Origin of the sequence: Thalassobacter stenotrophicus, from assembly GCF_001458315.1 — a bacterium.
Taxonomy (GTDB): Bacteria; Pseudomonadota; Alphaproteobacteria; order Rhodobacterales; family Rhodobacteraceae; genus Thalassobacter; species Thalassobacter stenotrophicus.
Genome location: NZ_CYRX01000026.1, coordinates 104,617 through 129,434, shown reverse-complemented (window position 1 = coordinate 129,434; position 24,818 = coordinate 104,617). Strand labels below are relative to the sequence as shown.

The window sequence follows — 24,818 nt, the reverse complement described above, 5'->3', positions numbered from 1 at the left end:
GGCCTTTCGGGTCAAAACCGGAGGGGTGCGAAGGGGCTAAGGTCGGCATTGGGGGCAACGCCAGCGGCAAGGTCGGCGATCAATTCGCCAGTTTTGGGGGCCATCATCAGCCCGTAGTGTGAGTGACCGAATGCCGCGAAAAGGCCGCGCTGCCCGGCAATCGGCCCCAGTGCAGGCAGGCTGTCAGGAAAGGACGGGCGGCGTCCCATCCATGTCGTCATCGCGTCGGGATTGAGGTCGGGCAGCATTGCGCGGGCCTGCCTCGCCAAAAGCCTTTCCTTGCTTGGATCAGCGGGCGCGTCGACCGCTGCAAACTCGGACGACCCGGCAACCCGGATGCCATCTACCATAGAACTGGCGACGATCTTTGCATCCACATCCATGACCGAATTGTTCAGCGTGACACCGGGGTCTGAGAAGGCGACATGGTAGCCGCGCTCTGCGGCAAGCGGCATTTTGACCCCGAGGGGCCTCAACAATTCCGCGCTCCAAACGCCAGCAGCGAGGACGAGTTTTTCGGTATTGATCTCGCCGTTGCTGGTCTCAAGCCGCCAGCCTCCGTCATCGGTTGGGTGCAATGCGGTGATCGTGGCGCGGATGACATCAGCCCCTTGGGCGCGCGCTTTGTCAGCCAGAACCCGCGCGATTTGGCCGGGATCGCGCGCGCGCGCCTGACCTTTGATCAGAACCGCGGCCTTGAAATCAGGTGACAGCGCCGGTTCGACTTCTGCGATCTGTGCGGGGCCGATCAGTTCAAGGTCTGCGCCTTTTTCTTTGCGGATCACAAATCCCAGGTCGCGCAGGTTTGCGTTATCGGCATTGCGAAACGCATGCACATACCAGCTATCAACCACGAGGTTTTCGTGCCCCGTGCCTGCAAGATGTCGGCGGTAGAGCATGACAGAGGGCTGGCAAAGGATCTCCATCGCGTCCGATATGGCGCGCGCCGATGCCTCCCCCGACTGACCGAGGAACCTAAGACCCCACGGGATCATCTTGGGCCAAAAGCTGGGTTTGACGGACAAGGGGCCGTCCGGACTGAGCAGCATTCTGGGGATCGATTTCCAAATGCCGGGCATGGCTTGCGGGATGATCGACCAAGGCGAGATGACCCCCGCGTTGCCGAACGACGTTTCCTGCCCGGGTTCGCCGCGATCAATCAGTCGGACCTGCACGCCACGCTCTTGCAGCGACAATGCGCAGCAGATGCCGACGATGCCCGCGCCAATGATCGTGACGGTTTCGCCCATCCTAAGCCGGTGTCGGCGTGGACCGACGGACGAGCAACTGCGTGATGATCACCGGAGACGCGATGATCAAAGCGACCAAATCGGCGGCCAGTGACGGGGCGACAAAGACCAGCCCAGCGATGGCCATCAGAATGCGGGAAACTGTTCCCATCGGCGCCAGCCAATAGCCCACGACTGCGGCAGAGAGCGCGATCACACCCGCGATACAGCTGGTCGCGGTATAGCTGAATTCCCATAGGTCGAAGCCTGTCGAGGACACGAACAAGAGCACGGGCGCATAGACGAAAGCCATGGGGGCCACGACCTTGCCGAGCCCAAGTGAGAAGGCGGAAATACCGGTTCGGAACGGGTTCGAATTGGCGATCGCCGCCGCCGCATAGGCTGAGGTGCAGACCGGCGGTGTGATTTCAGACACAACCCCATAGTAAAGCACGAACATATGGCTGGCGATCGGTGGGATACCGAGTTGCGCCAGCGCGGGCTGAGCCACGGAGACCAGCATGATATAAAGCGCCGTGGTCGGAATGCCTGCGCCCATCAGGATGCAGGCCATTGCGATGAATACCAGCGAGATAAAGAGCTGCAGGTCTTCCACAGTGAACCATTCAAACAAGCCGCCCAAAGACAGGAACCCGAACAGGTCTGTGGCCAGATTTCCCGCACCTTGGGTCACCATAAACCCGATGCGGAAACCAATGCCCGTTGTGTTGATAACACCCACAACGATACCGACGGCGGCGGACGCAGCACCAACAGCCAGCGCGTATTTCACGCCGAGTTCCATCGCGGCGGACATCTCGGGAATTTTGATCCGATCTTGTGGGTTCAGCGTGGCGACGGCCGATCCTGCACAGAGGATCAACGTCATGGTCAGATCGAATCCACCGTCTGAGAATTTCCATAGGACAAAGGCGATGAAAGCTGCCGAATAAATCAGCGTCGGGGGTTCTCGTAGGCGCGACATGCCTGCGACGACGGCCAGCGATATCCCACAAAAGGCCGACATGAACGGGGTGTAGCCGGAGAAGAGGACCACAAGCAGTCCAATCAACGGAACAATGTTGGCCCATCCCTGTGACCAGACGGCTTTGAACTGCGGCAGTTGCTCTTTGGTGAGACCCTTGAGGTCGAGCTTGCGGGCCATCAGGTGCACGACTGTGAACACGCCGACATAGTGCAAAAGCGCCGGGAAGATCGCGGCGATCACGATTGTTGTGTAAGGCAGTTCCAAAAACTCGGCCATGATGAAGGCGGCGGCCCCCATGATAGGCGGCGTGATCTGCCCCCCGGCTGAGGATGCGGCCTCAACCCCGCCGGCAAAATGGCCGGGGTATCCAAGACGTTTCATGTTCGGAATTGTCAGCGCCCCGGTCGACACCGTGTTGGCGACGGACGACCCAGAGATCGTGCCAAAGAATGCCGAAGAGACGACGGACACTTTCGCAGGACCGCCCGTGTAGCGTCCCGCAAGGATCGTTGCGTTGTCGATGAAAAGCTGCCCAAGCCCTGTGCGCTGTGCGATGACCCCGAACAGGACAAAGTGGAACACGATCGTCGAAACAACCCACAGCGTGACGCCAAAGATGCCTTCTTGTGGGAAATACATTGACGACACGAAGGTTTTGAAGTTGACGCCGGGGTGCTTTAGCAGGCCAGGGAAATAAGGCCCGAACAGCGCATAACCGATGAAAACACAGATGATAAGCGGCAGAATCCAGCCCAACGTCCGCCGTGCAATATCGAGCACGAGAACGATGATGATAACACCAAAGACGACGTCATAGGTATTTGGATTACCCATACGAAATGTCTGCTCTTCGATGCCCAGCATTGGCACGCCGCGCCATGCGAAACCGACATAAAGCGCTGAGGCGACGCCCAAAATCATGAAGACGAGGTCATAAAGAGGGATGTTGCCGATGCGCAGCGCGCTTGCCTTCATGGCAAACAGGTTTTTCGATCCGACGATTGGAAACAGTGCATAGGTCAGGATAAACAGGCCGGCCAGATGCCAGCCCATGTGCCAGTGATCGGCAGGCAAGCCGAAACCGGCGGTGATGTAGTGATAAATCGCGAAGCTCAACGCGACGGCGCGCAGGATGATGCCGGTCTTGGGGCCAACGGCACGGGTGGCGGAGCCTTCGTCGTATTTCTCTTCGATCGCAGCAAGCTCTTCGGCGGTCAGTTCGTGGGTCTCGGTCCGATCAGAATCTGACATGGGAAACGTCCTCTTGGCATGCACACGTTTGGAGAGTGGCGCCCCCGCGTCAGGGGCGCCGCCAGCTTTACTGACCCTTAAGGTCGGGGAGAATTACTCCAGGAGGCCTGCTTCGCGGTAGAACTTCTCCGCGCCTGCGTGCAGCGGCACGCCCAGTGCAAGGATGCCGTCCAGCGCCGTATCAGGCGTGATTTGTTTGCCTTTGGCGTGACCATTGTCCAGCAGACGGCGGGTGTTTTCGTTCCACAGCGCCTTGGTGATACCATAGACCAGCTCCTCCGAGAGGTCCGACGACACGTTCAACAACGCCGACACCGCAGGGGTTTTGACCGCCTCGTCTACACCTTCATAGACGCCGCCCGGGATCTCCGACGGGATGTAGGCCGGGATGATCTCGTTAATCTTTGCCAGATCCTCGTCAGTGAAGCTGTGCAGGCTCATGCCCTTGGTGGAGGACAATTGTACCATGGCCGAAACTGGCCAGCCCGCAGCATAAAAATACGCGTCGATCTGACCATCAGCCAGACGCTCGGCAGATTGGCTGTTGTTCAGTTCAGCCTCTTCCATGTTGTCACGGGTCACGCCCCAGGCTTCAAGCATTTGCAGAACTGCCACTTGCGTCCCAGACCCCGCCTGCGCAATGCCGACGCGCTTGCCTTCAAGGTCGCTCAGATCATTGATCGATGCGCCCTTCGGCATCACCAGATGTAGGTCTTCCGGGAAAAGGTTGGCGACAACCCGCAGCTTCGGGTGCGGCTTGCCGTCAAACTTGCCCTCGCCCAGATACATGGAACGGGTGACGTCAGCCGCAGCAAGGCCAGCTTCCAGCTCGCCGTTTTGAACGGCTGCGTTGTTGAACACAGAAGCGGTTGTGGATTGCGCGATGGCAATCAAGCCAGGCACACCGCACTGGCCACCTTCATCGCAGGCACGGCTGCCAGGAGGCGAGGAGATGCCATTTGCGATCGTGCCGCCAATGGGGAAGTAGGTGCCGCCAGCACCACCGGTTCCGATGCGGAAAAACGTCGGGTCTTGCGCGACCGCTGGTACGGCAAGGGCGCCAGCCAATGTGATACCCGCTAAGGTTTTGATAATATTCATGAGTTTCTCCCAGTTGAGATGTCCAAGATTCGGTTCCCCCGAATTCTTATTTTCTCAGGATATGAAAAATATGCAAAAATACAAATTTCTAATATTTCTCAAAACGAAATTTTTGCTTATATATAATGGATGAACTTTTCCCAGCTCACAGTTTTCCGCGAGGTGATGGAATCCGGTTCCATTTCTCAGACCGCCAAAAAACTTGGGCGCACACAGCCCGCGATCAGCCTTGCGATCAAGAATTTGGAACGCAGCCTTGGACTGTCCTTGTTCGAACGGCACGGCAGGCGATTGGTGCCGGTGCCCGAGGCGCGATATCTGTTGGCCGAAGCGACCGAAGTTCTCAATCGGCTGTCTACCGTATCGGGCACAATGAAGGGGCTGAAAGCTGGGCAGACCGGCAGCCTGAACGTGGCGGCGATGCCGGGGCCGTCGGCATACATATTTCCAAGGTTCATCAGCCAGAATATCAGCCCAGCTGCCAGCTTTCAGACGACGATTTCATCGCGCAGCTCTCCGCAAATACGCGAGCTTGCCAGCACCCAGAGCATCGATTTTGGCTTTGCTGATTTCGATGAACCGGCGGGAAAGCTGCCGCAGTATTATTCGGAAACCATGAGTTCGGATTGCTTTTGCGTTTTGCACCGTGATCACGCGCTGGCGCAGCGGGAAACGGTCACCGTTGCCGATCTGGACGGCCAGTCCATCGGAACGCTCCACGGCAATCATCCTTTCCCGCGCAAGCTGACACGGGCTTTTGCGCAGGAAAACGCGGCGTTCAAATCCTATATCGCCACGCAGTACTTTCAGCCGCTGATCCCGTTCATCAGTCTGGGGCATTGCTGTGCCATCGTGGATCCCTTGACGGTTGTGACCGAGAGGGAATTGGATATCGCCGGTGGTCAGGTGGTCTTTGTGCCCTTTGATGCCCCGGTCCGCTATGAATATGCGACCCTAACGCCGCTGCATCGTCCACTTTCGCAACTGGCGGAACGGGTCAAGAATAGCTGGATCGAAAGCCTGTTTGCGATGATAGACGGCATCGGTGCAAACCCACAGATCGAGGTGTCGTCAGTCAACGCCTAGCATACGTTTCAGGTCGGTTTGATAGGCAAAGAACGAGGCCAAACCACCGGTATGAACAAAAAGAACGCGACTGCCCTTTGCGATCTCTCCACTACCTACAAGCGCGGGAATGGCGGCAAAGACTTTGGCGGTATAGACCGGATCAAGGACCAAGCCTTCGTTTTGTCCCATCATTGTCATGGCCGAAAACGCAGCGGGTCCGATTTGCCCATACCCGGGGTCGAGCGCACCGTCCCATATCGAAATTAGCTCTGACGGCACATGTTTGGTTGCTGGGGTCAGCGCCTCAATATCGTCAAGCACCGTTCTGATCCGCACGCGTTGCTGAACCGCATCTCGCCGCACACAGCTGCCGACGACACGCCCGGCAAAGCCACGCGCATGAAACCCGCTCAGCAACCCCGCATGTGTCAACCCACTGCCCGATGCGACAGCCACGAAATCAAAATCCGACTTCTGATCGATGATTTCCTTCGCTGCATCGACGTAACCCAATGCGCCGAGCGGCGGATTTCCAAGCGCCAAGGGAATGACGTAAGGACGAGACCCTTTCGCGCGTTCTTCTTCGGCGCGCGCCCGCAACGCGGCATCTGCGCCCGCCTCGTCCTCGCCTTCGGGGTAGAGGATCACCTCTGCGCCCAAGAGCTGGTTCAACAGCACATTGCCAGAACTTTGGTAAAGCTCGTCTTGCACCGGCACGCGGGCCTCAAGCTGGACAATCGTCCGCATCCCAAGCTTTGCAGCCAACGCCGCGGCCGTGCGCACGAAATTCGATTGAACCGCGCCGGTGATCAGTATGGTGTCACATTCCTGCGCGAGGGCAGCGCCAAGGTAGAAGTCTAACTGGCGCGTCTTGTTCCCACCAAACGATGGTCCCGCCAGATCGTCGCGCTTGACCCAAAGATCAACTCCGAGCGCGTCCGAAAGGCGATCCAACCTTTCAATCGGCGTCGGGTTTGGAACAAATCCGGCTTGTGGGAACTCTACCATCTGTCCTGTCTCATTAGACTCGGTTGCGAAATAGTACAGCCGTAAAGACCATTGGCAACCAAACTTCGATGACAGCATGTTCTACCGGTTAGATGAAGCCATACACATTGGGCAGACGAAAGCGGACATTGGCTCTGACTCGCCCGATGTCTGCTTCGTCCCGCAAAGGAGACATCTGGGCAGAATGTAGCGAAGGGCTGCTTCCCGCCATTTCCACCTCAGGCGAGTGGCGGCCAACTACGGCTCAGGCTATGCGCTGGACATCATGCGAGAGCATATGGAGCGGGTGTGGTAGCCCCCCCTACTATTGATTATCAGCCCTAAAAACGGGCGTGTTGGGGAGGTGTCCTCATCTCATAAGTCTAAGAGATTGAACCCAATTAGAAACCCGACATTAAAGAACAATTATTATTGTTGATTGTTCTTCTCTCTCACTGGGTGTTGGGGTGCCCCCAAACCCTTATGTATTACGTATTACACATTAAACATTACGTCTTATTCCTTACGTTTTACCCCTTACACCTTACCCATGAACCCCGACGCCTCAGGATCACCTCCTGGGGTGTTTTTGCATTGAGACCCCGTATTATGACCCTTCAATTCTATGACCAAAACCTCTCCCCAGAGAAACTCGCCACCTACCAAGGCTACAGCCTCCAGGTGTTCACCTCAGGGCGGATCAAACTGTCCTTCCACCACAGCCATACGGACCGGGTGGAGTACTATGCAGATCGTCCCAAGCGGCATCGGGAAGCCTATGCGCGGCAGGTCACGCGTAGTGCCACAGGTATGCCTGACCACTATGCTCTCACAGAGCAGGTGCTAAGTACTTGCCCCTATAGCTTGACCTATCGGGTGCACCTCAAGCGCGACAACAACGCCACGGCAGACAACGCTCATGTGATTGTCGATACCGAGACGGACCTGTGTCATGTGATCCTGAGCGGCCTTCACCACCAGTGGGTCCTGCCCTCCGCTGTGTGTCAGGCTCTCCTCGAACGCTCTGGACCTCGCAAGGGCGCTGCTGCCTGCTTCAACGAATACCTCAAGGCCTATGACCATGACTGGCAGGACGCCACCTTCGGGCTCACAGACTACCGAGAGGGATACCGTACCCCCGGCAAAGCCCGGGCAAACTATGTCACAGACCCCTCATCCGAGGATGACGCGTTAATGTTCTAAGTCCGCAACACTCACAGCAACACAGCTGGTCACACCTATAGAGGTTTGTGGCTGTCTTGCTGTCTCACTGTCTCACGTGACCGGATGGGCCTGTATGTACGGGGCTTTCTAGTGAGACAGGAGGCGTGTGCGGGATCACTGAGAGCTGTCTCACGCGGAAGGGCTGTCTCAGAAACACTCATGACCGCTAAAGGCACACCTTCTGGGAGTTGAAGTTGGCTGGCGAGTTGGAGAGTTGGTCCTTATCCTGCTGATATTGCGGCAGATTGCACTCTCCAGCAGCATGATTTTGCTTGGAGAGTGGTTGGCGAGTTCTGAGGCCCGCTTGGAGAGTTGGCGACTTGACTGGGCCCGCTCCTCTGAGGTCCCAGGAGAGTTCGACTAAGACCCACACTGCCAGACATACTCCCATGGCCTGTTTTTGCCATTGGATACTTGTCTAGTTGGATAGTGCGCCGCGATTATCACTTGCTTCACCCTCCCCCGAGAACTGAGGAGATCCTCGCATCTATGATGATCACAATCATCATGGAGACCGATCATGCTTACGACCTTCACGGCCCTTGCTCTGGCAGGGGGTGCGCTTCGTCTTGTCTTGCAGTGGCAGCTGCGCAAGCGCTGGGACATCACCTTGGCCGTCCCGCAGGCCCTTGCCGGGGCGTTGGTGGTACTGGCGGGCTTGCCCAGTCTGCTCCAACCCATCCCCTTCCCTGTCCCCCTGAGCCTCACCCTTGGTCTGCTCTTGCCTGACCTCATCCTGACGCGGAGGGGTTGAGATGACAGACTTCCCTCTTGGCTTCCCCCTCACCCCTGGTTGCCTTGTCCTGATCGCAGCCGTCGATGACCTCCCCGAGCACCACTTCCTGGTTCAAGAGGTCTATGCGGACTGCATCACCGGGATCGCCCAGACCGGCCCCCTTGCGGGAACCTACGGAGAGCCGGACCTCTGCTTGGTCATCAGGGTTCTACAGGCCCCCAGCTAACGCTCCGAGCGCGTGTCAGGGATGGGCTTAGTCCCTGAGCGGCGTTGCTGTGCATCACAAAACTTCCAATCAACATCACAAGCGGGGCAATTGCCCCAATAGGAGACATAATGTCGACACAGATAAAATACGCCTACAAACGGCATAACACCTGGGTCTACCGCAGGACCTACCCCAAGGCTCTGCAGCCCGTCCTTGGGTCTGCCCTCAAGCACTCTCTCAAAACCTCTTATGCCCGGGAAGCCAAGGCCCGCGTGGCCGAGCTCAATCACACCTACACAACCATCATCAAGGAGGCCCAGGCCCATGTCCTTCCTACCCCTCACACCGCTTCTGCCTCTCCTACCCAAACTCCTCGACTGGCTGTTGCGCGCCCTCGATATCAGCGGGCTCGTCTTGTGGGGGATGGGCTTGTAGCCGAGCTTGCCCAAACCTATCTCGCGGACGTCGCTGAGCGACTGCGCCCCGGCAGCTACAAGTCCGTGCGCTTTGCCATGGAGCTGCTGACCTCGCATCTGGGCAAGCGTGCTGTTGGTGACTTGTCCCTCGCTCACGGCAAGGAGGTGTTGGGCTACATCACCCAGCTGTCTCCCAACGTGCGCAAGTACAGGGACGGCAAAGACGCTGGTCTCGCAGACCTCGCTAAGCTGTCATCTGAGCAAGAGGGCATCACACTGGCACCCCAAACCCAGGCCCGTATCCTCAAGCAGATGCAGCAGTTCCTAGAGTGGTGTGTGGGAGAGGGTGAGCTGGAGGCCAACCCTTGGGATGCCCTCAAGGTGAAGGACCCGCCAGAGGTGTCTCCCCATGAGGTGCTGAGTGATGCACAAGTGAGGGTGCTGATCGGGGCTCAGGACAGAGTGCTGCACAACGCGCTCTTGTTCGGGCTCCTCACAGGCATGCGCTCCGGCGAGATCTGCGGGCTTATGGCTCAGGACATCACAGCTAAGGGGAACCTGGGGCGCTTCCTCCGCATCAGGCCCAACGCGGTGCGGCTGTTGAAGTCCAAGGCCGCCGAGCGGGAGGTGCCGCTGCATGGCATCCTGGAGGGGCTACTCGATACGGTTCTACCAGCATCAGGCAGGCTGTTCCCACACATCAGCGTCGACAGGGTCGTGAAGCGCTACGCAAAACTCAGGCTGAGACACCCGGAGCTGCACGGCACCGTGTTCCACTCCACCCGCAAGTGGTTCATCACACAATGTGAACGCACAGGCGTCCCCGAGCACTACACCGCAACCCTCGTGGGGCATCACTCGGCACGCTCCGCCAACAAGCTGACCTATGGGCTTTACTCCGCAGGCATCAGTGACGCACAGAAGCGGGAGATCGTGGAGGGCGTGAGGCTGCCAAGCTGGGAGGCGAGATCGTGAGTAGCGCACCAGCGGTGGGACAGGATTGGCGATGGCTCACTGCTTACGCAAGCAATCATCGGCTTAGTTAGAGCACACACAAAGCAGCCCCCGTCCGGCTTCTCATCCAGAGAGGTCGGGCGGGGGGGGGGAGATCGAGCTATTTTTTTGTAAGGGGAGGCATAAGCCAATTCAGACATTAATGCACAGAGCAGCGAGCCGCCGCTGTGAGCCCATTGTGTGAAATCAATTTTCTTGCTGCACTTGCATAATGTTGGAACGCTGTACGCGGCAAAAAGCAGGCATTGGCTACCCTCTTGGTACAGTCTCAAAACGATGGGAGTGCGTTGTAGAAAGGCCCGTAGTACACGAGCGCAAGTAAACAAAGTCGTTTTCAAGAAATACTGGCGCTTGCCTCTTACAGACCCAGATCAGACAAACCGCCATGTTCTGATGGCCTTGCTCCTTGAGGCCAATGAAACAGCCGCTCAGTTTCAGCAATCGCGACATCATTAATTGAAGCATGACGTATGGCCATGTAGCCCTCTGCGTCAAATTCCCAGTTTTCATTTCCGTGGGCGCGAAACCAGTTGCCATCGGCATCATGGTATTCATAGCAAAAGCGCACAGCGATGCGATTATCGCCATGCGCCCAGATTTCCTTGATCAACCGATATCCGTTCTCCTGCGACCACTTGCGGGTCAGAAAATCGCGCACCTCGCCCCGACCGTTCAGGAACTCCGAACGGTTGCGCCACTTTGTATCGGACGTGTAAGCCAGCGCCACCTTTTCAGGATCACGCGTATTCCACGCATCTTCAGCCATGCGGACCTTCTTGACCGCATCGTCGTAGGAAAAGGGCGGCACTGGCACACGGGTCATTGCGGATCACCAGCTGTTGTAGCCAAGGTACTTGCCTGACATCTCGACCTTGACCCGGTCACCGTTCGGGTTCTCTACCCGGGTCACCGTCATGTCAAAGTCAATCGCTGACATGATCCCGTCGCCAAATTTCTCTTGAATCAGCGCCTTGAGGGATGGCCCATAGACGCCAACGATTTCGTAGAAACGATAGATGCAGGGATCAGTCGGCACCGCTTGTTCCCAGATCTTGGTGGGGCTTTCGGCCAAGACGCTTTCCGCTTCTTGCGGCAGGCCCATGACAGTCACCATCAACTTGGCTTTTTCCAGCGGGAAGGCGTTCATTCCCATTGCCGCGGAATGGGTCCATACGGGGGACATATCGATCTTTTCGGCAATATCTTCCCATGTCAGGCCAGCCTGCTTCTTGGCGGACAGGATCATTGCGGTGACGTCTTCTTTGGTCATCATCTCAGTCATTGCGAGGTCTTTCATGTTGGTCTCCTCCAGTCTTAGCTATTGACTGCCTTCAGGGCAGGTCGTTTGTCTTCGGGGTCTTCGGCAGGTTCTGTCAGGTCGATCCGAACGGTTGCAGGCGCATTGGTTTGCCCCGCCTGCGTTGGCTGTCCAGCCAGCTCCTTTGAGCGTTTGCCGAGGAACTGCACCAGATGGTTGCGGATGGCATAATAGTTGGGGTGCTCGATGATTTCGGTCCGATTGCGCGGACGTGGGATGGTAATATCGACACTTTCCGCCACGCGCGCGTGCGGTCCGTTGGTCATCAGCAGGATGCGGTCGGCCAGCAGGATCGCCTCATCAATATCATGGGTGATCATGAACACTGTCTGTTCCATCTGGCCCCAAATTTTCAAAAGCTCGTCCTGAATTGTCCCGCGTGTCAGGGCATCAAGCGCCCCAAAAGGCTCATCAAGCAAAAGCAGTTTGGGGTGGTTGGCAAAAGCGCGGGCAATAGACACCCGCTGGCGCATACCGCCCGACAACTGGCTTGGCTTGCGGTGGATCACATCCCCCTCAAGCCCAACCATTGCAAGGAACTTGGTCGCGTGTTCCTCGACTTGGCTTTTGGTCCATTCGGGATGGCGCGCCTTGACCCCAAACATAACGTTCTTCAGCGTCGTCAACCATGGCAACAAAGAGTAGTTCTGAAACACCACCCCACGGTCAAGACTGGGGCCTTTGACCTCTTGCCCATCCATGATCACGCCGCCGCTGGTTGGATCAGCGAGGCCTGCGAGGATGTTCATGATCGTGGATTTTCCGCAGCCGGAATGGCCAAGGATCACCACGAACTCGCCTTTATCAACCCCGAAGGAGGCGTTTTCGAAAACGGTCAACTCGCCACCATTTCCGTCTGGAAACTTCTGGGTGAGCTTCTCTATACTTAGGTACGGCTTCATAGGTTTTCCTTTATTCAGCGTAAGTGACGCGGCGCTGCAACAAGCCAAACAAGGCGTCCAGCAGCATGCCCACCACACCAATCATGAGGATTGAGAAAACGACGGAGGTCAGGTCGAGATTGTTCCACTCGTTCCAGACGTAGTAGCCAATCCCAGTACCTCCGACGAGCATCTCGGCGGCGACGATCACCAGCCATGCGATCCCGATGGAGATGCGCATCCCCGTGACGATGGTAGGAGCTGCAGCGGGCAGGATCACGGCAAAGGCGGTCTTGATCGGGCCGAGTTCGTGGGTGCGGGCAACGTTGACCCAGTCTTCACGCACGGCGGCCACGCCAAAGGCTGTGTTGATCAGCATTGGCCAGATCGAGCAGATGAAGATCACAAAGATCGCCGAAGCCTCACTGTCACCAATAATGAATAGTGCAAGCGGCATCCACGCGAGCGGAGAGATCGGGCGCAGCACCTGAATGAAAGGGTTGAAGGATTTGTAAGCAACCTGGCTCATCCCGATAAGGAACCCAAACGGAATGGCGATAAAGGCGGCTAGAAAATAGCCCGTCAGAACACGGTAGATCGAATATCCTATTTGGATGCCGATGCCCTTATCGTTGGGCCCTGCATCATAGAACGGGTTGCTGAGTTGTTCCCAGGCTTTGGCGAGTACCTGACTTGGCGGTGGAACGCCTGCCTTTGGCTGACCTGCACCGGTGAGAAGTTCATACTCTGTCAGCTCCTTCACCGCCTTCTGGGCGGGAATCGCGGCCTCCCATGCAAGGAGGCCGACGAAGAGCATCACAACCGACAGGATCGCTGCGCGTTGGTTGAGAGACAACTTTTCCATGGCTTAATCAGCCTTGATTGCGAAGCTGTCGACGTAGGCTTCCGGCTCGGCGGGATCAAAGGTCTTGCCCATGATCATGTGCGATTTGTAATTCACATCGGGCGCTTTATAGCCGAGGTCTTCCATAACCTTTCGGCAATCCGCCGCCAGATAAACCTGCTCGGCTACGCCTCGGTAATCCACATCACCCTCGATGTAGCCCCAGCGTTTCATCTGGGTCAGAATCCACACGCCCATCGAATGCCATGGGAAGGGGTCAAAATCGATGCGATCCGGTACCCGTTGCACCCCACCCAAGCCATCAGCGTAAGTGCCTGTCAGCACTTGCTCAATCACGGTCACCGGCTGGTTGAGGTAGTTGGTCGGTGCAATAGCCGCAGAAATCTCGGCTCGGTTTTCGGCAGCAGAGGCATATTGTGTCGCATCAATGATCGACTTGAGCAAAGCACCGTAGGTATTTGGCAGTTCTTGCGCGAAGGACAATGGCGCAGCAAAGGCACAGCATGGATGACCCTCCCAGATTTCTTTTGTCAGTAGATGGATGAACCCGATGCCCTCATAGACGGCGCGTTGGTTGAACGGATCAGGCGAAAGGTAGCCATCAAGGTTGCCGGCGCGCAGGTTGGCGACCATCTCTGGCGGCGGCACGACGCGGATTTGGATATCAACATCAGGGTCCAAACCGAATTCAGCCACGTAGTAGCGCAATAGGAAGTTGTGCATGGAGTATTCAAATGGCACGCCGAAAGTGAAACCCTTCCACTGGCTCGGGTCGCGCTTGTCGAGGTGTTCATTGCTCAACACAATCGCTTGGCCGTTGATGTTTTCAACCGCGGGCATGATGTAGGGTTCCGCGACGGACCCAGCACCCAGCGTCATTGCCAAAGGCATCGGCGTCAGCATGTGGGATGCATCGTATTCGCCGTTCAGCGACTTATCGCGCGCGACGGCCCAACCGGCGGTCTTGATGACTTGGGCATTGAGACCGTAGCGCTCATAGAACCCCAAAGGCTGGGCCATTATGATCGGCGTAGCGCAGGTGATTGGCACAAAACCGATGTTCAGATCCGTCTTTTCAGGCGGCCCGAGGTTTTCGAGAATGTTGGCCTTAGCTTCGTCCAGAGGGAACACAGAGGCGAGCGCTGCGGCCATCGTCGACCCGCCCATCATGCCCATGAACGACCGGCGCCCGATATCGCTTTGCCCGAAGACGGACCGGACAATGGCGCTTTCAACTGCGCGCTCCAGCATCCCTTCGGAGGTGGACAGATCAATGCTGTCCTCAGCCTCGGGTTTGGGCGCACTACAAGTGTGGCAGCCGCAATCTGCGGCGTGCCGCAGATCGGTTTTCGAAGAGAAGGGATTTCCGAGTGATTTGACAGTCATGATACAACCTCGCTGTTGGTTTTCCCCATGCTTGCAGCGGGAAGTCGGCATTTGAAGGCATTCGTTAAGAAATCAAAAAATGGATTTTACGATTAAATTCAGTGCATTAAGGGTATGTAGATTGATAATTTTTTACGATATTTCGTAAATTACGATATTTCGTATTGCAGATGTTCGTGTTTCTGCACCCAATAGAAGGATGCTTGATACTGAGACCCCTCACGATTCCTTTCTCGCGGGCGCTTTCGGCCCGACCATCCTGCTTCATCTTGGCCAGGATCTTATTTTGGCTGCAACCGAGGAGACCAAAACACTTTTGGGGGATGACGCCCTGATTGGATCGCATTTCGCCCGCTTTGTTGCCGCCGGAATGGAAACCTTCGTCGTCTTTATCACAGAGGTACAACACCGCGGCACAGCTTGGACTCGGGAGGTGACATTCCAAAAATCTGACCAGACGCCTTTGCAGTGCGAGGTCACAGGTCGGGCTATACATCACGATGGTCAAGACATGTTGCTACTACATGTGCTTGATCTTGAGACCCTTGAACAACACGCAGCCGAAGCTCGGGCCAGAAAAATCTACAACGACGGCCTGATTGAATGGCAGCGCGCGCAAAGCTTCTTCGCAGATCTTGAACGCGAAAATCAATTGATCCTGAACGCCGCTGGCGAAGGGATTTACGGGGTCAATGCCGACGGCAAGACAACCTTTGTCAATCGCGCTGCACAGGAAATGCTTGGATGGACTACCCAAGATCTTTTGGGCCACGATATCCACGCAAAGATCCATCACCATCATTTGAACGGTGAACAATACCCATCGCACGAATGTCCGATCTATCAATCCTTCCGGTATGAGCAGGTCAACCGGATCGAGAACGAGGTGTTCTGGCGCAAGGATGGCAAGCCAATACGCGTCGAATATGTTTCAACCCCGATCTACGACGGACCCCGATTGGTCGGTGCGGTGGTCATTTTTCGCGACATTACAGAACGCTGGGAAAACGAGCGCAAACTGCGCGACGCCATGGATCAGGTCGCGGCGCTGCGCGATCAGCTGGAAGAGGAAAACGCCTACCTGCAAGAAGCGATCAACATCGAACGCGCGCATCACGACATCATCGGCCGCTCGGCCGCTATTCAGGCAATCCTCAAGCAAATCGAACTTGTGGGGCCCACGGATACAAGCGTTCTGATCCGCGGCGAAAGCGGCGTGGGGAAATCCCTCGTGGCCTCCGCCGTTCATGACGAAAGCACTCGCAAGCGCCGTCCGATGATCCATTTCAAGGCCGGTGCCGTCAGCCCCGAGAAAATCGAAAGCGAGCTGTTCGGTCAGGTGCGCGGCGCCTTTGCCGGTGCCCTTAAGGATCGGCCCGGCAAATTGGAATTGGCCCACGGCGGCACTTTGTTCATCGATGAGGTTGCGGACATTCCTATCGAATTGCAAGGCCACCTACTGGATGCATTGCAGAACCGCGAGGTGATCCGTCTGGGCGATGATCGTACGCGCAGTCTGGATCTACGTGTCATTGCCTCAACAAACCGCGACATCGACCGAGAGGTGCAGGCCGGACGTTTGCGTCCCGATTTGATGCTGCACCTTGGGGTCTTTCCCATCCTATGTCCGCCGCTGCGGGACCGCCAAGAGGACATTCCTATTCTGACGGCTCATCTACTGCGGATCGTTTGCAAGCGCTTGGGTCGAAAGGTGCCGGTGGTGACCGAAGGTGCGATGCGCAAACTGCAGGACTACCACTGGCCCGGCAATGTGCGCGAGCTGGCAAACGTCATCGAACGCGGTGCGATCGTGTCACAATCTGACAAGCTGGAAGTTGAAATCCAGAGCCAAATCTTACCGGGCGCTTTGCTGACCTCCGCCTTGCTCACCGAAGCGGATGTCGAACAAATCCGCAGAACCAACATCATCGCTTGCATGAAAGAGGCTAGCGGAAAGGTTTCCGGGAACAAAGGGGCGGCGGCATTGCTTGGGATCAAACCGACCACACTCTATTCAAGGCTCAAAAAGCTAGGGCTGAGTGAGAGTGACTGGTGAAAGATCGACCGCTCGGCTGTTCATCGGTGTAATCTTTCGTACCACTGCGTACGGCTTGACTGCAGACGATTCCAACAATTCCGAATGGCCGCTCTGGCGAAATCCGGAGCGCCTCATCGAGTCGTTTTCCCAAGCTGCACTGAAATGCTGCATCAGCGAAGCGTGAAAACCGAAAAGCTGGAAAATCCGCATAACTACCCTCTGAGTAACACGCAGCCACTTTCCGAAAGCCGCACCTAAAGTCGCATATTCTGTTGCAGCACCGAGCATGCTGGTCTCGTATTGCACAATACGCCGAGGTCTACATTGGCGCAGCTTATATGACGTATGATTTGCCTAAATTGGGACCGCTTTCAGGACCACTTCGGTAGACGATCCACCCCGTAAACCCCTAATATTAAATGACAAACCTACGCATTAGGTGTCCTCTTCTGGGCACCACATCGCAGGGTCTATTTCCAAGAAATCGTTGAGAATAAGCGGGTTGGGCTGGTATTGGGACCAGTTTCGGGACCGCTTTTGGGACCACTTCGTCGAGATTGGCTCCTGAAGCGTCACGGATGGGCATGTCAAAACGGCTTGTGCTGAGCAGTATCGCCTCCGATAGTGATCCTCAGGATGGACGAGACAATGCCCAAACTCCCCAGATATGTGTTCCGACGGGCCAATGGATCGTATCGGTATAAACGCAACGTCCCCAAAGCTCTGCGGCAGGTTTTTCCCAAGGCCACTGTCTATCGGCAGCTGGGTGAGAGCTATGATGAGGCGATCCGCAGACTGCCTATCGTTCATGCGGAGATTGAAGCCCTCTTCGACCAAGAACGCGCCACTCCCAACAGTGTCCGCGCCAAGTCCATCGTGCGGGAACGCTTGGGCGAATGGCATGCAGATGCGTTTACTGATCGTGTCGTCGATCCCGAGTGGGATGTGATGGATGACTTCATGGAGCTGGCAGACGCGCTTGAGGGGAGCACCTCACCCGAGGTGATACGCCAGGTTGGCACTGCCAGCATAACACCAGAGCCTATAACCCTCCTGCGGGTGCTCGATGAGTATTACGCCTACAAGTGTGAAGATGGGGTTGAGAACACGCCCCTCAAGACCCGCATTGAGCGTCTGCGTAAGGACCTGATCATTGCCCTGGGCAAGAACCGGGTCGCGTGGACGCCCTTGGCTGAGATTGGGCGGGCAGATGCCAATACTGTGCGAGACTACCTGTTGACCCGTATGGCCCCCAACTCCGTCCTACGCACCCTTGGGGTAATCAAAGCCGCCCTCAATCATGTGATCATTGAGAACGACCTGGAGCAGCGCAACGTCTTCCAAGGGATCAAGATCAAAGGGGCCGGAGCCAGCAAAGACGATCGGCTCCCCATGAGTGACAGCCACGTTGCCAGCCTGTTGCGCACGTATGAGACCACCCCGACAGCCTATGCCTTGTTCGTCATCCTGTGTGACACAGGTGCCCGGCTGGCAGAGATCGTAGGACTAGAGGCGCGAGACATAGACCTCGAGGCCTGTTGCTTGCACATCCGCCCAAACAGCCTGCGGAGCCTCAAGACCAAGACCTCAGACCGCACCATCCCGCTGTCCCCGAGGGTCATAGACGACCTCAGAAAGCACCAGGGAGACGCGCGCGGCACAGACCCCCTCTTCCCACAGTATGCCCGTCCAAGAGGAAGCGACGCAGCCTCGGCCATGCTCATGAAGCGGTTGAGAACCCAGATCAGCGACAAGAAAATCACCATCCACTCCCTGCGCCACCGCATGAAGGATAAGCTGCGCAACACGAGCTGTCCCGAGGCCATCTCCCTGGCCATCCTCGGTCACAGTACCAACACCGTCGTCTGTTGAAGTCCAAGACAGCAGACCCGAAAGTGCCGCTGCCTGGGGCCTTTGAAAGGTTGCTGTACACGGCGTTGCCAGCATCAGGCAGGCTGTTCCCGCACCTCAGCCTAAATGAAGTTGTGAAACGCTACACAAAACTCAGGGTTAGACACCCCGAGGTGTACGGCACCGTGTTCCACTCCACCCGCAAGTGGTTCATCACCCAGTGTGAGCGCACAGATGTCTCAGAGTACTACACCGCAACTCTCGTAGGCCACTATTCCGCTCGCTCCGCCAGCAAGCTGACCTATGGGCTCTACTCGGCGGGGATATCCGACGCCCAGAAGTAGGAGATCGTGGAACTATTTTTTGTGGGCGGAGGGAGCCAACTCAGACATCAGTTTACAGTGCAACGAGTGTTAGCTTCAGGCCCAAAGTCACCAATGCTGCGCCTCATCTAAACGTCAACTATTACAATCTTGCGGACAAGAACAAAACATGAACAATATTATATGTGTATGCCAGCCGATTCTTCATATGGGCAAGTCTTGCCGTTTCCTCAGCCGGTCACTTTTGGGCAATCCGCGCTGACAGATGTTTTTTGTCAAAAACCTGCCGAAGCGGCGGCAATTGGTTTTGTTATTGGAAAATTAGGCCAAGTAGATCGCCCAATCATATGGGTGCAAGATTATGCTTCACGCCGCGAGAATGGTCAGCTTTATGCGCCAGGCCTGCGGTCTTTGTGCATCACACAGCCTGTCTTACGCGTCACCGTCAGCCATCCTCGCGATGTGCTTTGGGCTATGGAAGAAGCCGCAACCTGCGCGAGTCTGTCTGCGGTTATCGGCGAAGTGCATGGCGCACCAGCCGTATTGAATTTCACGTCTACAAAACGCCTTGTGATGCGGGCCGATGCGTCAGGTGTACCGCTCTATCTGATCCGAAGTGGCGATCCCGGTGTGCTGAGCGCAGCACGTACGCGGTGGCGGGTGGCATCGCTGCCCTCCCCGCCCAATCCGCACGACTCGCAAGCCCCTGGCGTTGCCCAATGGGATCTGGACCTATTCCGCGCAAGGGGTCGGAATCCGAGCCGTTGGGTGGCGCGCTATGACCCCCAAGCTGCAAGAAAAGCAGATCGCCTCAGTCTGGTTTCCCGATCTGACTATGGACCGTTGGAAACGGGTGGTCAGCGCATACCGAACAGTGCCGAGCGATGACGTTCCTGTTGTGCTGTCACATGAGGGCAGCCATGGCCCCATGATCTATAGCGCCAATCAAACCGCAAAAGAACGCGGTGTCAGAATTGGCGATCGTGTAGTCGATGCGCAGGCGATCCACCCCAATTTGCATGTTGAAAGCGCTGACCTTGATGGTGATCAAGTTCTGATGCAACGCCTCGTGCATTGGGCCAGGCGGTGGTGTCCGTGGACCGTACAGGATGGGACCGATGGGTTGTATCTGGATGTCACAGGGGCCGCGCATCTATTTGACGGTGAGGCGCGGATGTTGGGTGATATGGTCCAACGCTTTGCCATGCAGGGATTGACTGCCAAGGTTGCGATGGCCCCAACACCGATGGCCGCACAAGCGCTGGCGCGCTATAGCACCCCGAATAAAATCAGTAGGCAAAGGGATTTGGCGTCGGCGCTGTCGCCACTCCCCGTCAAGGCATTGCGCCTGACGCATGATACAACACGTCTACTGAATAGGCTTGGCCTGAAAACCATTGGCGCGTTGGCCGCCGTACCACGTGCCGCCTTGATGCAGCGTTTTGCAAATATACCAGCTGAACAAAACCCGTTGATGTTGATGGACCGCGCATACGCAGCCAGCCCTGACCCGCTGAACGCGCCGCCTGATCATGTGCAGTTTATAGCGCGTACACGTCTATCTGAGCCTGTGATTGATCCCGTTCCGCATCTTAAAGGCCTTGTCGATAATCTGTGTGAGCAATTGGCTGACGCGGAACAGGGTGCCCGCGTTATGCGGTTAACAATTTACCGGATCGATAGCGAATGCCGAACAGTGCAGTTGGCAACAGCCAAAGCCAGCCGTGATGCGGCCCATCTACTGCGCCTGTTTGATGGCAAACTTGATGGCATTGATCCCGGTTTCGGGTTTGATCTGCTGACGCTTGAGGCTACGCAGGTTGAACCTGTTTTGCGCATCCAAGAAAACCTTGATGGCAAACGCGATGCACAGGCGGATATCACAGGCTTAATCGACAGGCTTAGCGCGCGATTGGGACGCGAGAAGATCACGTGGTCGACATGGCACGAAAGCCATATCCCCGAACGTATCGAAGGACGCGTGCCTGCCTTACAGGGTGCTCCCAGCGAGGCCCCAGAATTACTGCACGAACGGCCTCTCCGCGTCCTTGCGCCCCCAGAAGAAGTCCGAGTGATCTACGCCGTACCCGAAGGTCCGCCATCGCAATTTCGCTGGCGTGGTGTGCTTTATAAATCAACCCGGCACGCCGGACCGGAACGCATCGCGCCTGAGTGGTGGCGTGACCGCCCCGGCACACGCCTGCGTGATTACTACAAAGTTGAGGTGCAGGATGGCCGCCGCTTTTGGCTTTACCGTGAAGGCGTGCTGCATGACGGACGTGGGGATGATCCTCGGTGGTTTATGCACGGATTTTTTGCCTGATGCCGCTGCAAGAGGGACATCCGCGCCGGACCTTGAGCGATGAAGGTTTTACGCCGAACCCACCTAGCGCCTATGTCGAGTTTGGACTGGCCAGTTGCTTTTCTTTTTTACGGGCCGCGTCAGATGCCGTTGATCTTACATCAACGGCGAATGCGCTTGGTTACGACCGAATGGGAATCGCGGATTGCAATACACTCGCTGGGGTGGTGCGCATTCATACAGAGGCCGCAAAGGCCTGCGTACATCCGCTAATCGGTGCGCGTCTAGTGTTACTGTGTGGAACAGAATTACTAGCCTATCCGCAAGACCGTGATGCTTATGCGCGGCTGTCCACACTCTTGTCACAAGGGAAAATGCAGACGGCAGACGGCATGTGGCAGGACAAAGGCGAGACGCATCTGACTTTGGAAATGCTAAGCAGTTATGCCAAAGGTCTGCATCTGATCGTGATGCCACCTGAGAATTTGGACGTTTTCGCCGCCGGCCTACCGCGTCTGATAAAAGCGCTACCCGATATGGCCTATATTGGCGCGACATACCTCTATCGTGGCAACGATCGCGCGCGAATTAACCGGCTGGATGCGCTCGCTCGCGCACATGGCTTGGTGATACTGGCAACAAATGATGTTCTCTATCACGCACCCGAACGTCGCCCACTCCAGGATGTGATGGTCGCAATTCGCGAAGGTGTAACAGTCCCAAAGGCAGGTTTTTTGCTCGCAGCAAACGCCGAACGCCACCTCAAATCACCCTCTGAGATGTGCCGCCTGTTTGCCGATTGGCCACACGCGATTTCTGCAACGCGGGCGCTTGCCGATGAAATTACGTTTAGGCTGACAGATCTCAAATATGAATACCCGCATGAAATCGTACCCATAGGAAAGACGGCCCAAGATCAGCTAGAACAGCTTACATGGGAGGGGGCGAAAACACGCTATCCAGATGGCACGCCGGATCATGTCATCGCCCTGATCCAAAAAGAATTCGCGCTGATCAAAAGCAAGGACATCGCCCGGTATTTCCTAACAATCAACGACATTGTCCGCTTTGCACGGCACGAGGCAGAACCACCAATCCTATGTCAAGGACGCGGATCGGCGGCGAATTCGGCCGTTTGCTTTTGCCTTGGCATCACCTCCGTTGACCCCAATGAAACCAACGTGCTGTTTGAACGCTTCCTCAGCGAAGAACGCGACGAACCTCCTGATATCGACGTGGACTTTGAACACGAACGTCGAGAGGAGGTAATCCAATACATATACAGCAAATATGGCCGACATCGCGCGGGACTTTGCGCAACGGTGATCCACTACCGCCCACGCTCTGCCATTCGTGAAGTCGGCAAAGCGATGGGGTTGTCAGAGGATGTGACATCAAAACTTGCGAGCACTATTTGGGGCAGTTTTGAAGGGCAGATCGATGATGAGCGCGCCAAAGAAGCCCGGCTTGATCTGTCTGATCCTTATCTGCGGATCGTATTGAAGCTGACCAAGCAAATGATTGGGATGCCTCGCCATCTGTCCCAGCATGTGGGTGGTTTCATCCTGACAGAACGACCCCTGACAGAGATCGTACCCATCGGGAATGGGGCCATGCCAGAACGCAGCTTCATCGAATGGGACAAAGATGACATCGACGCGCTCGGCATCTTCAAGGTCGATATTCTCGCACTTGGAATGCTGACCTGTATCGCCAAATGCTTTGATCTGCTTCAGGCGCATTTTGACCAGAAGTTTGAACTCGCCACCGTCCCCCAAGAAGACACGGCCACCTATGACATGCTGTGCAAAGGCGATAGCCTAGGCGTGTTTCAAGTCGAGAGCCGCGCGCAAATGGCGATGTTGCCCAAACTCCGCCCGCGTGTTTTCTATGATTTGGTGATCGAAGTCGCGATAGTGCGCCCCGGACCGATCCAAGGCGATATGGTGCATCCCTATCTGCGACGGCGGCAGGGGATCGAAGAGGTCGATTATCCATGCCCCGGCCCAGAGCACCCGCAGGATGAATTAAAGAAAATTCTTAGCCGCACTTTGGGGGTCCCGATCTTTCAAGAACAAGCCATGAAAATTGCCATGGACGCAGCTAAGTTTACGCCTGCCCAATCCAATGACTTGCGCAAAGCGATGGCGACATTCCGGTCACGTGGCACCATTGAGACGCTACAATCGCAGATGGTTGGTAATATGGTTGAACGCGGGTACGATCCTGTGTTCGCACAGCGCTGTTTTGACCAAATCAAAGGCTTTGGCGACTATGGATTCCCCGAAAGTCACGCAGCGAGCTTTGCCAAGCTAGTCTATGTCTCAAGCTGGATGAAGTGCCATTATCCAGCAGCCTTTGCCTGCGCGTTGCTGAATTCACAACCCATGGGTTTTTACGCGCCAGCACAAATCGTCCGCGATGCCCGCGAGCATGGCGTCGAAGTGCGCGGTGTGGACGTGAACTATTCTGATTGGGATTGCACGTTAGAACCCTGTAGTGATGGGTTCGCTTTGCGTTTGGGCATGCGATTGGTCAACGGTCTATATAGAGACGCTGCCAATCAGATCGTCATCATGCGTGACACGCCATACGATGACATAGCGACCCTGAAAGAGCGCGCAGGTTTGGACGTAAAAGCCATAGGCAAGCTCTCTGCGGCTGATACGCTACGCTCTATGGGGATCGACCGCCGTCAAGCGCTTTGGCAATCGCAGGCGTTGAAAGATGCCCCCGCTTTGCCCATTTTCGATCATGCAAAGGCCAGCACACGCGGGCATGATCCAAAAGTGACGTTGCCTAAAATGCCGAAGGCCGAACACGTAATCGCGGATTACCAAACACTTCGGCTATCACTTACAGCGCACCCGATGTCATTCTACCGCGCCAGTATGCAAAAACAGGGATTTAGCGCATCATCAGACTTAGCGCACATGTATCATGGACAACGTGTATTTCTAGCGGGGCTCGTGTTGGTGCGGCAAAAACCGGGAAGTGCGAAGGGGGTTTGCTTTATCACGCTTGAGGATGAAACAGGCGTCGCAAACCTCGTCATCTGGCCCAAGATGTTCCAAGCTTATCGCCCCATCATTATGACCGCACGGCTGCTGGTCGTCAAAGGACGGGTGCAAACCGACGGGCGCGTTATTCATATCGTTGCAGATGATTTACAAGACCGCAGCGAGCGCCTTGCCGGACTATCAGATGCCACACTGCCAGCGATCACAACACGCGGGGACCATCCAACGCACCCGATCCCTGGACAGGTTGGGATCCGAGGGCATCCGCGCAATGTGCGTGTCATTCCAAAGTCACGCGATTTCCATTAAAAACTAGGTATAGACGTGTCAAAGCAGACATTGACGCAATCTAAGCGAATTCACACACTGTCCGCGAAACTACCCTCTGAATACTACGCAGCGAATTTCCGAAAGCCACCTATGCTGTTGTGCCAATGATTACTTTGGCATCATACTGATTACGTATTTCACTATCCGCCGAGGTCTGTTTTGAAGCCCCGTGGATGACACATAAGCTGCCTAAATTGGGACCGCTTTTAGAACCACTTCGTCGAGATTAGCTTCTGAGGCGTCACGGATGAGCTCATAAGCACCCTCGAGCACTACATCACA

The 24,818-nt window shown here is 56.1% G+C and carries 19 protein-coding genes; 10 read left to right on the top strand and 9 right to left on the bottom strand.

Going from position 1 to position 24,818, the window contains the following annotated elements; translation table 11 throughout:
* Positions 1–11: 11 nt before the first annotated feature.
* The 3 genes from THS5294_RS09405 to THS5294_RS09395 form a co-directional block, all read right to left on the bottom strand.
* Complete coding sequence (locus THS5294_RS09405; protein ID WP_058123552.1) at positions 12–1,250, bottom strand: NAD(P)/FAD-dependent oxidoreductase; 1,239 nt, start codon at positions 1,248–1,250, stop codon at positions 12–14.
* Between the two features lies 1 nt (position 1,251).
* Positions 1,252–3,468, bottom strand: coding sequence for a TRAP transporter permease (locus THS5294_RS09400; protein WP_058123551.1), 2,217 nt, complete (start codon positions 3,466–3,468; stop codon positions 1,252–1,254).
* Between the two features lie 93 nt (positions 3,469–3,561).
* Positions 3,562–4,569, bottom strand: a complete 1,008-nt coding sequence (locus THS5294_RS09395) for a TAXI family TRAP transporter solute-binding subunit (protein ID WP_058123550.1) — start codon at positions 4,567–4,569, stop codon at positions 3,562–3,564.
* A gap of 129 nt (positions 4,570–4,698) precedes the next feature.
* Between THS5294_RS09395 and THS5294_RS09390 the strand changes: the two genes are divergently transcribed.
* Positions 4,699–5,655 carry a LysR family transcriptional regulator gene (locus tag THS5294_RS09390; RefSeq protein WP_058123549.1) on the top strand — a complete coding sequence of 319 codons (957 nt, stop codon included), beginning with the start codon at positions 4,699–4,701 and terminating at the stop codon, positions 5,653–5,655.
* Here the strand turns inward: THS5294_RS09390 and THS5294_RS09385 are convergent.
* Positions 5,641–6,645 (bottom strand): D-cysteine desulfhydrase family protein, encoded by a 1,005-nt coding sequence (locus THS5294_RS09385; RefSeq protein WP_058123548.1) that lies wholly within the window; start codon positions 6,643–6,645, stop codon positions 5,641–5,643. The two genes, THS5294_RS09390 and THS5294_RS09385, sit on opposite strands and share 15 nt — an antisense overlap.
* A gap of 588 nt (positions 6,646–7,233) precedes the next feature.
* Between THS5294_RS09385 and THS5294_RS09380 the strand changes: the two genes are divergently transcribed.
* From THS5294_RS09380 to THS5294_RS09365, 4 genes are all read left to right on the top strand, one after another.
* Positions 7,234–7,827, top strand: a complete 594-nt coding sequence (locus THS5294_RS09380) for a hypothetical protein (protein WP_072936819.1) — start codon at positions 7,234–7,236, stop codon at positions 7,825–7,827.
* 541 nt (positions 7,828–8,368) lie between these two features.
* Complete coding sequence (locus tag THS5294_RS09375; protein ID WP_058123546.1) at positions 8,369–8,602, top strand: hypothetical protein; 234 nt, start codon at positions 8,369–8,371, stop codon at positions 8,600–8,602.
* A gap of 1 nt (position 8,603) precedes the next feature.
* Complete coding sequence (locus THS5294_RS09370; protein ID WP_058123545.1) at positions 8,604–8,810, top strand: hypothetical protein; 207 nt, start codon at positions 8,604–8,606, stop codon at positions 8,808–8,810.
* A gap of 110 nt (positions 8,811–8,920) precedes the next feature.
* On the top strand, positions 8,921–10,183 hold the full coding sequence (locus THS5294_RS09365; RefSeq protein ID WP_058123544.1) for a site-specific integrase: 1,263 nt from the start codon (positions 8,921–8,923) through the stop codon (positions 10,181–10,183).
* Between the two features lie 397 nt (positions 10,184–10,580).
* Here THS5294_RS09365 and THS5294_RS09360 read toward each other — a convergent pair whose 3' ends face one another.
* From THS5294_RS09360 to THS5294_RS09340, 5 genes are read right to left on the bottom strand one after another with little or no spacing between them, the layout of a single operon-like run.
* Positions 10,581–11,045, bottom strand: coding sequence for a nuclear transport factor 2 family protein (locus tag THS5294_RS09360; protein WP_058123543.1), 465 nt, complete (start codon positions 11,043–11,045; stop codon positions 10,581–10,583).
* A gap of 6 nt (positions 11,046–11,051) precedes the next feature.
* Entirely contained in the window at positions 11,052–11,519 is a 468-nt protein-coding gene (gene cynS / locus THS5294_RS09355) for a cyanase (protein WP_233486451.1), read from the bottom strand.
* Positions 11,520–11,536: 17 nt separating this feature from the next.
* The gene (locus tag THS5294_RS09350; RefSeq protein ID WP_058123542.1) at positions 11,537–12,442 is read right to left on the bottom strand and encodes an ABC transporter ATP-binding protein; all 906 of its coding nucleotides are present in this window, start codon (positions 12,440–12,442) and stop codon (positions 11,537–11,539) included.
* A gap of 10 nt (positions 12,443–12,452) precedes the next feature.
* Positions 12,453–13,286 carry a nitrate ABC transporter permease gene (gene ntrB, locus THS5294_RS09345; RefSeq protein WP_058123541.1) on the bottom strand — a complete coding sequence of 278 codons (834 nt, stop codon included), beginning with the start codon at positions 13,284–13,286 and terminating at the stop codon, positions 12,453–12,455.
* 3 nt (positions 13,287–13,289) lie between these two features.
* Positions 13,290–14,672 carry a CmpA/NrtA family ABC transporter substrate-binding protein gene (locus THS5294_RS09340; protein WP_058123540.1) on the bottom strand — a complete coding sequence of 461 codons (1,383 nt, stop codon included), beginning with the start codon at positions 14,670–14,672 and terminating at the stop codon, positions 13,290–13,292.
* 286 nt (positions 14,673–14,958) lie between these two features.
* Between THS5294_RS09340 and THS5294_RS09335 the strand changes: the two genes are divergently transcribed.
* The 5 genes from THS5294_RS09335 to THS5294_RS09310 all read left to right on the top strand — a co-directional run bounded on the left by THS5294_RS09335 (position 14,959) and on the right by THS5294_RS09310 (position 24,515).
* Positions 14,959–16,728 carry a sigma-54 interaction domain-containing protein gene (locus THS5294_RS09335; protein WP_233486450.1) on the top strand — a complete coding sequence of 590 codons (1,770 nt, stop codon included), beginning with the start codon at positions 14,959–14,961 and terminating at the stop codon, positions 16,726–16,728.
* A 630-nt stretch (positions 16,729–17,358) separates the two neighbouring features.
* Positions 17,359–18,582 carry a site-specific integrase gene (locus THS5294_RS09330; protein ID WP_233486449.1) on the top strand — a complete coding sequence of 408 codons (1,224 nt, stop codon included), beginning with the start codon at positions 17,359–17,361 and terminating at the stop codon, positions 18,580–18,582.
* 113 nt (positions 18,583–18,695) lie between these two features.
* Positions 18,696–18,905 (top strand): site-specific integrase, encoded by a 210-nt coding sequence (locus tag THS5294_RS18585; RefSeq protein ID WP_233486448.1) that lies wholly within the window; start codon positions 18,696–18,698, stop codon positions 18,903–18,905.
* Positions 18,906–19,662: 757 nt separating this feature from the next.
* A complete protein-coding gene (locus THS5294_RS09315) occupies positions 19,663–21,207 on the top strand; it encodes a Y-family DNA polymerase (protein WP_072936784.1) in 1,545 nt (514 codons plus the stop codon).
* Positions 21,207–24,515, top strand: coding sequence for an error-prone DNA polymerase (locus THS5294_RS09310; RefSeq protein ID WP_058123535.1), 3,309 nt, complete (start codon positions 21,207–21,209; stop codon positions 24,513–24,515). The genes THS5294_RS09315 and THS5294_RS09310 overlap by 1 nt, the downstream gene beginning before the upstream one ends.
* Positions 24,516–24,818: the final 303 nt, after the last annotated feature.